General features: G+C 51.6%; 12 protein-coding genes. All 12 read right to left on the bottom strand.

Features of this window, described 5'->3' with window-relative positions; translation table 11 throughout:
* Nucleotides 1-15: 15 nt before the first annotated feature.
* Genes ftsZ through JW814_11515 form a run of 12 tightly spaced genes read right to left on the bottom strand, consistent with a single transcriptional unit; the run spans nt 16 to nt 14839 of the window.
* Nucleotides 16-1164, bottom strand: coding sequence for a cell division protein FtsZ (ftsZ, locus tag JW814_11570; GenBank protein ID MBN2072083.1), 1149 nt, complete (start codon nt 1162-1164; stop codon nt 16-18).
* 31 nt (nt 1165-1195) lie between these two features.
* Complete coding sequence (ftsA, locus tag JW814_11565) at nt 1196-2422, bottom strand: cell division protein FtsA (GenBank protein ID MBN2072082.1); 1227 nt, start codon at nt 2420-2422, stop codon at nt 1196-1198.
* 27 nt (nt 2423-2449) lie between these two features.
* Nucleotides 2450-3208 (bottom strand): cell division protein FtsQ/DivIB, encoded by a 759-nt coding sequence (locus JW814_11560; protein ID MBN2072081.1) that lies wholly within the window; start codon nt 3206-3208, stop codon nt 2450-2452.
* Complete coding sequence (locus JW814_11555) at nt 3208-4581, bottom strand: UDP-N-acetylmuramate--L-alanine ligase (GenBank protein ID MBN2072080.1); 1374 nt, start codon at nt 4579-4581, stop codon at nt 3208-3210. Before JW814_11555 ends, JW814_11560 begins: the two co-directional genes overlap by 1 nt.
* A 22-nt stretch (nt 4582-4603) precedes the next feature.
* The gene (murG, locus tag JW814_11550) at nt 4604-5728 is read right to left on the bottom strand and encodes an undecaprenyldiphospho-muramoylpentapeptide beta-N-acetylglucosaminyltransferase (GenBank protein MBN2072079.1); all 1125 of its coding nucleotides are present in this window, start codon (nt 5726-5728) and stop codon (nt 4604-4606) included.
* The gene (ftsW, locus tag JW814_11545; protein MBN2072078.1) at nt 5725-6897 is read right to left on the bottom strand and encodes a putative lipid II flippase FtsW; all 1173 of its coding nucleotides are present in this window, start codon (nt 6895-6897) and stop codon (nt 5725-5727) included. The genes murG and ftsW overlap by 4 nt, the downstream gene beginning before the upstream one ends.
* Nucleotides 6890-8242, bottom strand: a complete 1353-nt coding sequence (gene murD / locus JW814_11540; protein MBN2072077.1) for a UDP-N-acetylmuramoyl-L-alanine--D-glutamate ligase — start codon at nt 8240-8242, stop codon at nt 6890-6892. Before murD ends, ftsW begins: the two co-directional genes overlap by 8 nt.
* A 56-nt stretch (nt 8243-8298) precedes the next feature.
* Nucleotides 8299-9384 (bottom strand): phospho-N-acetylmuramoyl-pentapeptide-transferase, encoded by a 1086-nt coding sequence (locus JW814_11535; GenBank protein ID MBN2072076.1) that lies wholly within the window; start codon nt 9382-9384, stop codon nt 8299-8301.
* The gene (murF, locus tag JW814_11530) at nt 9384-10799 is read right to left on the bottom strand and encodes a UDP-N-acetylmuramoyl-tripeptide--D-alanyl-D-alanine ligase (protein MBN2072075.1); all 1416 of its coding nucleotides are present in this window, start codon (nt 10797-10799) and stop codon (nt 9384-9386) included. Before murF ends, JW814_11535 begins: the two co-directional genes overlap by 1 nt.
* Nucleotides 10783-12267, bottom strand: coding sequence for a UDP-N-acetylmuramoyl-L-alanyl-D-glutamate--2,6-diaminopimelate ligase (locus tag JW814_11525; protein ID MBN2072074.1), 1485 nt, complete (start codon nt 12265-12267; stop codon nt 10783-10785). Before JW814_11525 ends, murF begins: the two co-directional genes overlap by 17 nt.
* Entirely contained in the window at nt 12264-14414 is a 2151-nt protein-coding gene (locus JW814_11520; protein ID MBN2072073.1) for a PASTA domain-containing protein, read from the bottom strand. Before JW814_11520 ends, JW814_11525 begins: the two co-directional genes overlap by 4 nt.
* Nucleotides 14414-14839, bottom strand: coding sequence for a hypothetical protein (locus tag JW814_11515; protein MBN2072072.1), 426 nt, complete (start codon nt 14837-14839; stop codon nt 14414-14416). Before JW814_11515 ends, JW814_11520 begins: the two co-directional genes overlap by 1 nt.

Here is a 14839-nt window from a genome sequence, read left to right as displayed (position 1 = left end):
TAGATCACCTGCTCATCAATCAAGCTGCTTGCGTAGAAAAGTCGGAATATCAAGGTTCTGGGAACTACCGCAACCGGAAGCTACCAGATCGTATTCTCTCTCTTCATGAATATCTACCGCATTATCAGGTTTTTTTGAACTGTTTTCAATATCAAAGACACTTCTGCCCGCGTTTTGCTCGACGAACGAAGGCATTATCTCTCTTTCGCGGGTCTCGAAACCGGTCGCGATCACGGTGACGCTGAGACTCTTGGATCCTTCCTTGTTGATAACGGCGCCGAAGATGACATTGGCCTCTTCCCCCGCTTCCTCGCTGATGATCGCCGTAGCCCTGGAGACTTCGTGCAGAGACATATTCTCGTCGCCCGTTATGTTGACAAGAACGCCTTTGGCACCCTTGATCGAGATATCGTCGAGAAGAGGGCTGCTCAGGGCGATCCTCGCCGCTTCGACGGCCCGGTTCTCGCCTTCGGCGGTCCCTGTCCCCATAAGGGCGTCTCCCATACCGCTCATGATCGAACGGACATCGGCAAAATCAAGATTTATCAGACCGGGAGTCATGATAAGATCCGATATACCTTTTGTCGCGTGATGAAGGACTTCATCAGCTTTCGAGAAAGCCTTTGCCAGTGGAGTGTTGTCCGGGACAAGAGAGAGAAGCCTGTCATTCTGGATGACTATCATCGTGTCGACTTCGTTTTTAAACGCTTCTATCCCCTCAAGCGCCTGCTTTTCCCTGCGTTTTCCCTCAAAGGAAAAAGGCCTGGTGACTATACCGACTGTAAGAGCGCCGAGTTCCCGGGCAATCCTCGCGACAAAGGGCGACGCGCCGGTCCCGGTCCCTCCGCCCATCCCGGCGGTGACAAAGACCATGTCAGCTCCGTCGATCATTTCCCTTATAAGGTCTTCATCCTCTTCTATCGCTTTTCTTCCTACTTCAGGATTTCCACCCGATCCAAGCCCCTTGGTCAATCTGCCACCGATCTGCATCTTCTTGTGCGCCTGGGAAAGCTCAAGGACCTGGGCATCGGTATTGACAGCGACAAACTCGACGCCCTGAAGACCTGCCGAGATCATTCTGTTAATGGCGTTTCCACCTGCTCCCCCGACACCTATCACCCGCAGATGAGCAAGCTCGTTGATCTCATCGAATTCAAACCTCATTATCCGCTCCCTTCTGGTTTTCGCGGCCCCGTTAAAAGAGACTCGCGATTTTCCTGATACTTTTAAACATCCAGTCAATACTGTTTTGCGCCTTTTTACCTGCCTCTTCGCGCCGTAACCGGTCGCTTTCGAACTGAAGCAGCCCTACTCCCGCGCTCCAGGATTCCTCACTCACGATCTCGAAAAGCCCGTCCAGTCCGGAAGGGACTCCCCTGCGAACCGGCATGTCAAATACCTGGGAAGCGACGCTTCTCATTCCCATGACCTTCGACCCTCCACCGGTTATGATTACTCCCGCCCCCATCATCGAATAATATCTGTTTGCTGATACGACAGCCTTGACCATGCTGAACAACTCCTCGCAGCGCGGTTCGATGATCGCCGCGGCGATCTGTTTCCTTATCTCCCTCCCACCGTTTTCCTGGTTTCCCGGCATGACGAATATCTCATCCTCTCCCGCCATCGATTCGAGCGCGAGACCGTGACGTATCTTGATATCCTCTGCGACCCTCTCCGAGACTCTCAACCCGATGGCGAGATCCCTCGTTATATTGTCTCCCCCGGCAGGTATCACTCCACTCGCCCGCACCGATCCTCCGTAATAAAAAGCAAAGTCCGTTATCCCTCCTCCGATATCTATCAGAAGAGATCCCGATTCTTTTTCTTCCTTTGAAAGGACTGCTTCGGCCGACGCTACCGGAAGAAATACCGCGTTTATCAGATCCAGCCCGCATTTCTCAAAGATTTTTACCAGATTCTCCATATGCGCCGTCTCTGCCGTGACAAGATGGACCTCGGCTCCCAGTTTCAATCCGGCCATCCCTATAGGATCCTTGATCCCTGTCTGGGAATCGACTGTAAAATCCTGGGGCAGGATATGAACTACTTCCATATCCGCGGGAAGTGTGATGTTCCCCGCTTTTTCAGTGACCCTGGCGACGTCCGCCGATGTGACTTCATTACTCATCCTGTTGATGGTGACGAGTCCGCCGCTGTTTATGCTGCCGATCCTTGGTCCCGAGATACCGGCGCATACACCTTCGATCTCCACACCTGCCATCCTGGAAGCCCGCTCTACCGATCGCTGCAACGATAAAGCCGCTTCTTCCAGATCGACGACGCTGCCTTTTCGTATACCCGCTGACGGTTCGCTCGCCGCCCCGATGACCTTCATCTTCCCTTCCTCACTGAACTCACCGACGAGTACTGCTATTTTCGTCGTCCCGATATCGACACTTACCAGGTATTCCGGATTCATATCAGATCCTGCACCTCCTCCTGCCTGTCAACGAATGACTACCTGCCGTTCAAATCTCAGATCTATCGATTTGGGAAAAGTCCCCGCTTCTCCCAAAGCATCATATACCGCCCTGAAATTCCTGATCCTTTCATGAAAACGCTTTTTACCTATCTGTATCTCCGTCCCCCCTCCCATCCATACGAGAACAACGTCATAGCTGTCGAGATGGATCTCGGAGAGCTCCTCGGCCGGCGAAAACCCGAAATCCTTCAGCAATCCAAGTATCTCGAGAGCGCTTGCTATCTTGATCTTTCCACTTTCCTCGAAGATCTCGCCCGGTTCTATCCCCGTGATGACCGGTAGATCGACATCCCATGATACCGAACCGGCTCTCTGTGGAATGACTGTTCCAAACGCGTCGACACCGGCCATCTCATCGATCGCTATGAGCGCTACCGGAGTCCGTTCGTGAAGGTAGCAATCAACGGTATGAAACAGTCTGCGTCTGAAACTCACCGTGCTGATCTCCTGAAAAGAGGTCATTGACTTTTTAAATTCATCGCCGCCGAAGGTAAAAATATTTTTCCCGAGATAACCATCAGCGGCGATCCTGAGGGAATCTATCGGAAGATACCTTCCACCATGCAGCCTGATCTCCCTGATCTCGAAGATCGAAGTGAAAAAGACGAGATAAGCGATGGAGCCGGCAGCAACGACCGAAATCCCCGCCACAACCATGGTCCTGATGCTGACACGCGAAGTCTTCTTTCTTTTCATCAACCGCGACTTTTTACCTTTGACCATCAATTCTCTTCCTTTTCTCTTAAAAATTCCTCGCCTAGTCTGAAAATATCCCCCGCGCCAAGAGTGAGGAGAAGATCTCCTTCCCCCATCGATTCGAATACCGCTTTCCTGAGGTCATCCCATTCAGGGTAATAGGTGATCTTTTTTACGCCGCCCTTAAGCGCGCTCCTGTAGACAAGTTCCCCTTCCACTCCCGGTATGGGATGTTCTCCCGCGGGATATACAGATGTGACAAAAACCTCGTCCGCCGCCTGAAACACACCTTCAAAACGATTATGAAGATCCCTTGTCCTTGTGAATCTATGAGGTTGAAAAACTACTACCACTCTCCTGTCAAAACTTCTGCGCGCTGTTTCTACTGCCGCTTTCACTTCAGTCGGATGGTGACCGTAATCATCGATCACGAGTACTCCGGCCGCCGTCCCTTTCGTTTCAAAACGCCTTCCTACACCCTTGAATCCGGAAAGAGCCTTTTTCATGTGCCTGAAATCTATATCGAGGACATGGGCGAGCGCGACGACCCCGAGGGCATTGAGAACATTGTGACTCCCAGGCAACTTTATGAATATCTCTCCCGTCTCGACATCTCCCGTAAAGACCCTGAATCTCGTTCCATCAGATTGATAATCCAGTATCTCACCCCTGATGTCGGCATCGCTTCCGAACCCGTACGTAATGATCGTCCTGTCGATCCGTGGAAGGATCCCCCTGATCTGGGGATCATCTATACAACAGATCACCGTGCCTATGAAAGGCACCTGCCTGGCAAAACTTACGAATGCATCGCATATTCTGTCGAGGCTTCCATAGAAATCGAGATGTTCAGCGTCAATATTGGTAATGAGAGCTATCGCCGGTGAGAGCCGGACAAAATTCCCGTCACTTTCATCGACTTCGGCGACAAGGAAATCCCCTGTTCCGAGTTTGGCGTTAGTATTAAGGCTTTTCAACTTTCCGCCCACCACTACAGTCGGATCGAGACCCGCTTCCTGAAGAACGACCGCGGCGAGGGACGTCGTCGTGGTCTTGCCATGGGCACCGGCAATAGCTATCCCCGTCCTGATCTTCATCAGTTCACCAAGCATATCGGAACGGGGTATCAGAGGTATCTGGTTCTCTTTCGCCGCTACGATCTCCGGATTGCCCGATGGCACTGCCGAAGACACTACTACGATGTCGGCATCCTTTATATTCTCGCCTGAGTGTCCTTCATAGATCGTCGCTCCGACCGATTCAAGATGATCGGTCACCTGGGACAGCTGGAGATCGGAGCCGCTGACGATGAAATCAAGATTAAGAAGGACTTCGGCGATCCCGCTCATACCGATTCCACCGATTCCCACAAAATGAATATGTCTCGCTGACCCGAGCATTATTTTTTTCTTCCCGGCCATCCTATTTACCTTCTTCCCGGTTTTCGCCTTCCGAATGGCGTCCCGGCAGCCCTATCATTTCAATAATATCGCCCGCGATAAATCCGGTCGAATCGATCCTGGATATCCCTCCAAGGACCTCTTTCATCTTTTCGATCCTGCCCCCGGTCTGAAGGATCCCGGATATCGCCACATCGAGGCTCTTCCCGTCAAGTTCAGAATCAGGGATCATGACCGCGCCGCCTTTCTCGACGACAGCGCTGGCGTTATATAATTGGTGATCGTCCACCGACCACGGGTATGGTACGAGGACGGCGGGAAGCCTCACTGCTATAAGTTCCGATACACTCAGCGCGCCCGATCTTGCCAGCGCTATATCGGCGGCCCCGTACGCGTCTGATATCCTTGATATATATTCAGAGACATGAACCCTGTTCCCCGCGGGCTCGAGTCTCTCTTTTACTTCATCAAAATCCCGTTTCCCCGTCTGAATGATCCCTTGGATACCCTCATTTGCCAGCAGGTATTCAACAGCCGCTTTGTTAAGAGTGCTGGCTCCCTGGCTACCCCCGAATACCAGCAGGACAGGCAGATCGCCGTTCAATCCGAAGACAGATGCCGGATCGCCAGCACTCTCGTTGATACTTTTTCGGATCGGGTTACCGGTGAATACTACTCCTCTTTTCTTTTTCAGATATGACGCGGCCTTCTCAAACCCGAGATATATCCTGTCCGCGCAAGGAGAAAGAAAACGATTGGCCATGCCGGGAACGGAATTCTGCTCCTGGAGCACTATCCTGCGCCTCTGGAGCCACGCCGCGAATACGACAGCGGCACTTGCGTATCCTCCTGAACCGAAGACCAGGTCCGGATCGAATCTTCTCAGCAGCAGAGAAGACTGGAATACTCCCATCCCGAGACTCGCCATATTTATTATCTTTCCCGTTATTCCCTTCCCCCTCACTCCTCGTGAACTGATAAACTCGATCCTGTATCCGTTTTCAGGTACAATTTTCGATTCGAGGCCTGATCTTGTCCCGATGAAGAGCGCTTCGAACCGGGGATCCAACTCGGCGAGCCTGTCGGCGACCGCAAGTGCTGGATAGACATGTCCGCCTGTTCCACCGCCGGCGAATACCACTCTCATCGCGTCTCCTCTTGGGCGACCTTTCTCGCGTAGATTCTTGACCGGGCCGCGGAAGCGATCCTCTTTGTCGCTCCCTGTTGATCCCTTCCGGAAGAGGAGATACTCAGCAGGATCCCCATCGCCGACAGGGAAGTGACAAGAGACGATCCTCCGTAGCTCACGAATGGAAGTGGCAACCCCGCCACGGGGATCAATCCGAGCGTCATGGAAATATTTATAAGCGCTGTCGAGAAGATCATCAGTCCGATCCCTATCGACAAAAGATATCCGAAATCATTATTCGCCCGCTTCGCGATCCTTACCGCTCTTCTGAAGATCACGAAAAACAGGATAAGGACCGTGGCTGTTCCGACTATCCCCAGTTCTTCGCCGATTATCGAATAGATGAAATCCGTATGGGCATCTGGCAGATAATTGAATTTCTGATGTCCATTACCGGGACCCGCCCCGAAAATGAACCCCGATCCGAGGGCGATCAGTGACTGGTTGATATGATATCCGGCTCCCTGAGCGTCCACTCCGCTGTTGAAGAGAACGGAGACTCTCTCGCGGACATGATCAAAACTGTACAGAACGGGCACTGCTACCGCTATCAGCCCGGCGCCAAAGGAGAGAAGATGGACAAGCCTGCATCCGCCGATAAAGATCAGAACGAACGAAAGCATGATGATGAGGATCGAGTTGCTGAGATTCGGCTGTAACCCCACAAGGAGAGCGATCAACAGAACGACTCCCATCAGCGGAAGAAAACCGTCTTTCAGCCTTTTGATCTTTTTCCGGCTTTCCGTTATCGTTGAAGCTATATATATGATGAGAGCGAATTTCGCGACCTCTACCGGTTGGAGCATGAAGGAGAAAAGAGGCAGCCACCGGTTGCAGCCCCTGACGTTCCTGCCAAAAACAAACAACGCCGCCAGAAGAATAATCCCGGTGACAAGTATCCAGACAGATGACTTCCGGTATATTCTCACCGGTATCCTGGTGAAGATGAAAAAACAGCAGAGTCCTATAGCGACCCTTATCATATGGTTCTGCATAAAGAAAAACGACGACTTGAATTTTTCCCTGCCGATAACGTTGCTGGCTGAAAAGACCATAATAAGGCCCAGAGAGACGAGAAGAAGCGTCACACAGAAAAGAGTCAGGTCATATTTCGATTTTTTAGTCACCCTCCTGGCCCCCAAGCTTAAGGACGCAATCCCTGAACACATCTCCACGTTCCTCAAAGTCCCTGAACATGTCGAAACTGGCGCAGGCGGGAGAAAGGACCACCATGTCCCCTTCAAGAGCCTTTTCAGATCCTTTTCTTACCGCATCCATCATTGATCCGGCCCGCTCAATCTCAATCATTCCCTTCAGCGCATCTTCTATCAGGGGAGCGGCCTTTCCTATCGTAATGATCGATCTGATCGATGGGAGGACCTCCCTGAAGATCGAATAATCGCTTCCCTTGTCGTAACCACCGGCTATCAAAACGACTTTACCTGAAAGCCCCGAAAGCGATTTTACAGCTGCTTCGACATTTGTTGCCTTTGAATCGTTGTAATACGCGACACCGCCGATCTCGGCGATCTTTTCCATCCTGTGCCTTAATCCCCTGAAATTCCGCAGGGCTTTTTCGCACGACTCCCTGGCGACGCCGAGACCCTGTAGTGCTGCTACCGCCGCCATGGCGTTCTCAAGGTTGTGCCTGCCTATGACTCCGATCTCTTTCTTCTCGATCACGATCTCTTCCATCTCTCCGTGGATCGAGCGGATCAGATGCGTCCCGTCGAGGAATACTCCTCCGCTGCATGCCTTGCTCGCTGAAAAAGGCGCTGTCCTGCCTCTAAAATCGCCGGCTATTGAAGAACAGCGCTGATCATCAGCGTTATAAAAAAACAGGTCTTCCGGACCGCTGTTTTCGATAATCCGGTTTTTTATTTCATAATAATCTTCAAGACTCTCATATCTATCGAGATGATCGGGGGTCAGATTAAGAATACCTGCCGAGACGGCATGAAATGCCCTGATAGTCTCCAGTTGAAAACTGCTTGCTTCGATAACATAAATACCGTCCGGACCGAGCTTGGTCGCCACAGAACTGAACGGAGTCCCCGTATTTCCGGCGACTATGACATCGCGGCCATCATCCTGGAGGATCTCTCCAATCATCGCTACGGTGGTGGACTTTCCGTTAGTGCCTGTCACGGCGATTACCGGCGCTCTGGCGTACCTTGAGGCAAGCTCGAGTTCTCCGATGAAAGGGATATTCATCCCGGAAGCTTCCCTGATGACTGGATGATCGAGGTTTATTCCCGGACTTATAACTATCTCGCCCACACCGTCGAGGATTTCCGGCCCGAGATCTCCGGTAAAGACCTCGATCTCTCCGAGGTCTCCGGGAATATTCGCCGACCTGTCATCATCGGCACCCCTGACCTCAAGACCTTCGCAGGCGAGCAGACGCAAAGCGGCCTGCCCGCTTCTTGCCAACCCTAGCACAAGTACCTTTTTTCTTGTTCCGCGATTCATTCGATCGATTTATCCTCTCTGGCGAACAGGCCTCTCGCCGAATCGTTTCCTTCCTATCAACGAAGCTTCAACGTACTCATACCAAGAAGCAGAAGAAGCGCTGATATTATCCAGAACCGGACGACTACCTGCCCTTCTGTCCACCCTTTCAGTTCAAAATGATGATGAAGGGGGGCCATCCTGAATATCCGTTTTCCCGTCAGGCGGAATGAAGCGACCTGGCATATGACGGAAACGGCTTCAGCGACAAATACGCCACCGAAAATGATCAGAAGAAGTTCGCTTTTCAGCAATACCGCGACAGTACCGAGGGCTCCACCCAACGCGAGCGACCCCGTGTCGCCCATGAATATCTGCGCCGGATGCGTGTTGAACCAGAGAAAGCCGAGCGCTGCTCCGACAACTGACATGCAATAGATCGTCAGTTCTCCCGCGCCTTCCTGGTAAGTTATATTGAGGTATTCTGAAAAGACCATATTACCGCTTAAATAGGCAAGAAGGGCGAATGCGAGAAAACAGAAAGCCGCCACTCCCGTCGCCAGCCCGTCGAGACCATCGGTCAGGTTCACCGCGTTGGAGGTACCCGTGATGACGATCATTACGAGTGGGATGTAGAAGAAACCCCAGTCAATATAAAGATCCTTGAAAAAAGGTACCGCCGTTCGGGTGATCCCTTCACTTACAAGTGGATTGAGAAGCAGATAGATCCCGAGAGCCGCTCCGAATAGTAGCTGGCCGAGGAGTTTGTACCTTCCGACCAGTCCCTTGTCGCGCTTTTTCACGACGCTGAGATAGTCATCGACGAATCCTATCAGTCCCGTCCAGATAGTGACTACCGTGACCAGTTGTATATATGGATTCGCAAGGTTCGCCCAGAGAAGGGTCGGGATTATGATCGCCGCTATCATCAGGACTCCGCCCATCGTCGGAGTCCCTTCTTTTTGAATATGCCTCTCCGGCACCTCGTCCCTTATCCTCTGTCCGATCTGGAATTTTTCCAGCCAACGGATCATTTTCGGACCGATTATGAAACAGATCAGCAAAGCGGTGACTGTGGCATAAGCGGCTCTGAACGTGATGTATCGGAAAACGTTGAACGCGAAAAAATATTCTTTCAAGGGATAGAGAAGATGGTACAACATCAGCCAACACTCCTTTTTTCAGTCTCTTTCCTTCTTTCCATCTCCTCGATTACCTTCTCCATATGCATTCCCCTTGATCCCTTGACAAGGACGCAGTCGCCTTCGTTGAGAAATGAATCGAGATATGTCGCCAGTTTCCCGGTATCTATGAAGTGGCTGATATTTTCAGGGGCTTTCCTCTGGATGGCCGCCGCTCTGCTCAATTCGACGGTAAAATTACCGAGAGTGAGCAATCCGTCCACTCCTGCCTTTCCGCACAACTCACCCATCTCTATATGAAGGTCCCGGCTCGATTCTCCCAGTTCAAGCATATCCCCGAGTACGAACCATCTTTTTCCACTGACCGGCATCTCCATGAAAGCCTCTATCGCTATTCTCAGTGATGTCGGATTTGAATTATAGGAGTCGTCGACAAAAATGATCCCGCCTATATCGAAGACAGTCCCTCTTCCGGCGACCCCCTCCTGATGGGAAATGGCCCCGGCGACACTTGAAGGAGAGACCCCGAATACCGAGGCCGCCGCAACGACCGCGGCAGCATTGACGAGATGATGCTTCCCGTACATGTATGTCTCCATCGCCGAGCCGGCGATTGTGAACCGGTATCCCGGCGTTTCCTTCTTTTCAATATCTTCCACGCGATAGTCAGCTCCCTCGTTAAAGCCGAAAGTCAGTACTGCCGCGTCTGTCTTTTTCCGGAGAAACTCCAGGAATTCATCATCGGCTGGCAATACAGCTGTCCCGTCGCTGTCAAGAGCCTGGATCAGTTCGGCTTTCGCCGAGGCGACACCCTTGAGCGAACCGAAATGCTCAAGATGTCCATATCCTATATTGGTTATGATGCCGACCCGTGGCCGGACGATCGAAGTAAGATGCTTTATGTCACCTTTTCTGCTCGCTCCCATTTCGACGACCAGCAGCCGGGCATCTTCAGGCATTGCCAGAATCGTAAGAGGAACTCCGATATGGTTGTTAAGATTCCCCTCGGTCGCGTGAACTGCATACCCGGCGGAGAGGGCTGAAGCGGCAAGTTCCTTCATTCCGGTCTTTCCGGCACTACCTGTGATACCGAGTACACCAGGCTCGGTTTTTTCACACCATTTACGCGCCAGCGTCGCCAAAGCGGCAATAGTATCGGGAAAATCAAGGACCGGAATACCGGGATTCTCATTCCTTATCCTCTCTTCCCTTCCGCTTTCGACCAGCAACGCGCGAGCTCCCTTCGATACCGCCTCGCTGACGTAGAGATGTCCATCGGTCTTCTCGCCGGTTATCGCGACAAAGAGCTTGCCATCGCATTCCTTTCTTGAATCGATCGCGACGCCCTCGACGATGATCCGGGAAAAGAGTCCATCCTGAGGACCCGTTTTGCCCAGCGAACTGCTTATCCATTCGAGATCAGTTTTGATATCCATCCTCCATCTCACTCAACGCTTTTTCCGCTTCTCCAGAATCGCTGAAATCTATTTTTCCCGTACCGAGGACCTGGTAATCTTCATGGCCCTTACCCGCTATCACGACAAGATCGCCCGCCGACGAACCTCCGATCGCTTTCTTAATAGCAATCGCGCGGTCTATCTCTACCTCTATAGCGGCAGATCGATCCTTGATCCCCTCAAGGATATCGTTTATTATCTTCTCCGGGTCTTCCGACCTTGGATTATCACTCGTTATAAAGACCCTGTCGCTCAACCTGGCGGCGACGGCGCCCATCATCGGGCGTTTCCCCCTGTCGCGATCCCCTCCGCAGCCGAAGACTGTTATGACTTTTTCATTACCGAGTTCTCTGCAGAATCCCAGGAGATTTTCAAGAGCATCGGGTGTATGGGCATAATCGATCACCACGGTCGGCAGGCCCTCACGCCTGATGACCTGGAACCGGCCAGGCACTTTTAATATCTTTTCAAGCCCTTCTTTTATCTGTTCCACGGATATCCCCGCTTCCAGCGCGGCGGCAGCAGCTCCGAGAGCGTTATACGCGGAAAACCTGCCATGGAGGTTAAGCTTGATGCCGATACGCTCCCTGTCCGTGACGAGTGAGAACCTTGTACCGCTGATATCGGCGAGCAAGGATTCGGCGCGAACTCCCGCTCCTCTGGAAAAACCGAAAGAGATCTTTCTGCCCTGGAATCTTTCACCGATTTCGTTTACATACCTGTCATCGGTATTATAGACGAGCAATCCTGGAGGTTTCTTCCTCCCCGGCGAAACAAGACTTTCAGCCAGTGTCTCCTTGGCTGCCATGTATTTTTCCAGGGTACCGTGAAAATCAAGATGATCCCGCGTGATATTGGTAAAAATCCCCGCGTCGAACTCGATCTCGCTTATCCTGCCCTGGACAGCGGCGTGCGAGCTGACCTCCATGACGGCTGAACTGCATCCCCCGGCTACGAAACCGGCAAGTATGGAAAAAAGCTCGAGCGAATCGGGAGTAGTATTTGCGGTAGGCAGAATATCATTGGAGGACCCGAATCCTATCGTTCCGATGATCCCTGAAGCTCCCATACCTGTCTCAAGTATCGATCTCAGAAAAAATGCTGTCGATGTCTTGCCGTTTGTCCCGGTGATCCCGGCAAGGAATATCCCCGAAGCGGGATCCCCGTAGAATCGCCTGGCCATATGGGCTCCCGCCTTCGCCGAGTCACTGACTACGATCACAGGTACGGGATGCTCGACCGGGCGCTCTGACACTATCGCCGAGGCGCCGGATTCGACAGCCGCGCGCGTAAAATCATGCCCGTCTACCGTGTATCCCTTAATCGCGACAAAGAGCGACCCTTCCTCGACCTTTCTTGAGTCAGAAGAAATAGCTGTTATATCCACGTCAGCGAAATGACGTTTTTCCCTGATCTCCAGATCTTTTGCAAGTTCCGACAGCTTCAATCGATTTCTCCCGCTTTTATTTTATTCTTAATATTCATAGCCAGCCCTTTCAGACCGGTATTGACAGGTCTGCAATCAAGTTTTATGACGCTTCCTGCGTTGATCGACTTTCCCGCGCCCGGCGATTGTGACCTGACCGTGCCAGTTCCCCTGATTATGCTTTTCAGACCGCATTCGAGAAGCATCCTCCTGGCTTTCCTGATGGAAAGACCTGTCAGATCAGGTACGTTTACTTTGGCCAGTTCATCTCTATTGACCGGGTAAAATGAAAGGATGACCTGTTCATCATCGGATAACAGAGTTCCGGGACCCGGTATCTGGGAAAAAACTTCTCCCGCGTCATGGGAATAGACGATTCCGACTTTACTTTTCGAAGCGAGCTCTTCCGCCTCAGAAACATTCAATCTGAGAAAATTCGGTGCTTTGTTCCTTTTTCCTTTTTTGTACCCGATCGCGAAATCACTGTATTTTCCATCGACAAAAAGATCAGTGGAGAGATTTACTCCCTCTATGATCTTTTTGAAGATCACCGCCGATGATGAACCGCCATAGTGATAGAGGTACTCCGGTTCATCGAGCATCACGAGACATACCATGCGCGGGTCTTCCGCGGGAGCAAATCCAATGAATGAAGCGACATACTTCCCGTCGACATATCCGTACTGGTCTGATTTCTGTGCGGTTCCTGTCTTTCCCGCGATATCGATCCCGTCTACGGCTGCTTTTGACCCCGTCCCCTCCCTGATCACATCCTTGCAGAAATCGACAAGGGTCTCGACAGTTCCCGGTGAGAGCACCCTGCGGACCTCTATGACGGGAATTTGTTCTACCTCATCGTCAAGAACGTCTCTCTTCATCAACGCGACTCTCGGAACAAGAAGCGTCCCCCCGTTGGCCAGCGCGCAGTATGCCATTGCCATCTGGATCGGAGTCACGCCGATCTCCTGACCTATCGCGATACTTGCCAGCGAACGTCCCGACCATAACGAAGGGTCCTGCAGTCTGCCCTTTGATTCAGCGGGAAGATCTATGCTTGTCCTGCTTCCGAATCCGATCCTCAGCAGAAAACTGTAGAATTTCTGGATCTCGGCGTCCTTGACAGCTTTTATCGTGCATATGTTGCTTGAATGAACGAACGATTCCTTGTAGGTCATCCAGTCTCCGGGATGATCGTCCTTGAATTTTCCGAATTCAAAATCCGCCGTTCCCTTTTCTCCGTAAAAAACATCGTACGGTTCTACCATCTTCGATTCGAGGAGAAAGGCTCCGGTGATCAGTTTGAATGTCGATCCAGGTTCATAGATACAGCTCGTCGAAAACAGTTTGCCCACATTGTATTCATCTGATCCGGTCTTATCGCGTTCCCCCTTTTTTTCAGAGATCGCGATTATATCACCGTTGGAAGGATCGACTATCAGGGCTACTCCCCCGGCAGCCCCGTATTTATCCACGCCCTGCTGAAGTTCGAAATCGACGATAGACTGGATCCTCGAATCGATAGTAAGGTAGATGTCCTTTCCATCGATCGGCGCCATCCCCGGAGCATTGACCGGTTTGAAAGTATGGTCCCTGGCATCCCGGTTTATGAGCAGCCATCCGTCGACTCCGCCGAGATCATCCTGGAAAGCGCTTTCGATCCCTCCCATGCCCTTGCCATTCCTGTCTATTGTACCGATGAATCCAGGAGCGATAGAACTTAGAGGATTAAGCCTCTCCGGAAATGAATCGATCTTTATCCCTGAAAGTGAAGAAAGCCTCGCTTCGGCTTCCCCGGTCAGGTTCACTCCCTTGGCAAGAGGAATATACCTCTCTTTCTGTTTCAGGATACGTCTGATCGATTTTCTGTCCCTGCCAAGAACGTCCGCGAGATACTTCACAGCTTCTTCTGATTCGGGAAAATCCGCCGGAGTGATCCCTATATCGTACGATTTGTACGAAACAGCGAGAGGATAACCCCTTCTGTCAAAAATAGTACCCCTGCGAGCCTGCCACTTTACTTTCAGGTGCCACTGGTTGAGAGCTATCTCCTTGTATGACTTGTGACGAATTATCTGAACCTGGATTATCCGGTAAAAGAGGACACAGACGATCACGGCCGCCAGGACCGACACGAGGCGCAACCGCCATTCTGGAAATTTCTTTGCCATCAACGCTCCGGCTTGAACAACGGACTTGAAAGACCGATTCCCGCCGCCTGCGCCTGCGCCCAGAAGGGGGCTTCATTGCTGAACTTTCTATGATCCTCATACAATGCCACGCGGTTTATCTCGCTCGAGTAACCGGCCCTGAAACCAAGATCCTGAACGATAGGTATGATTCTTTCGTGGGAAGTCAGCCTGTCCTGTTCAGCGGTAAGATAGATTTTTTCCTCTCGCAGCATCTCCACTCTTTCTTCACCCTCGCTAATCTTTTCCGACAGGGAATAAAAATGCACGTGAAGCGATATGTAAAGCATGACGAGGCTTGAGAAGAAGCCGAGGATCAGGAGGAAATTCATCGGACTCAATTTGCCTTCAAAAGTCCTTCTCAGCACGATGGAAACATGGTCGACATAATTTTTCTTACTTTTCAT

The sequence above is a fragment of the Candidatus Krumholzibacteriota bacterium genome, assembly GCA_016932415.1.
In the GTDB taxonomy this organism is placed as follows: Bacteria; Krumholzibacteriota; Krumholzibacteriia; order Krumholzibacteriales; family Krumholzibacteriaceae; genus Krumholzibacterium.
This window is presented reverse-complemented; position numbering and strand designations above follow the sequence as displayed.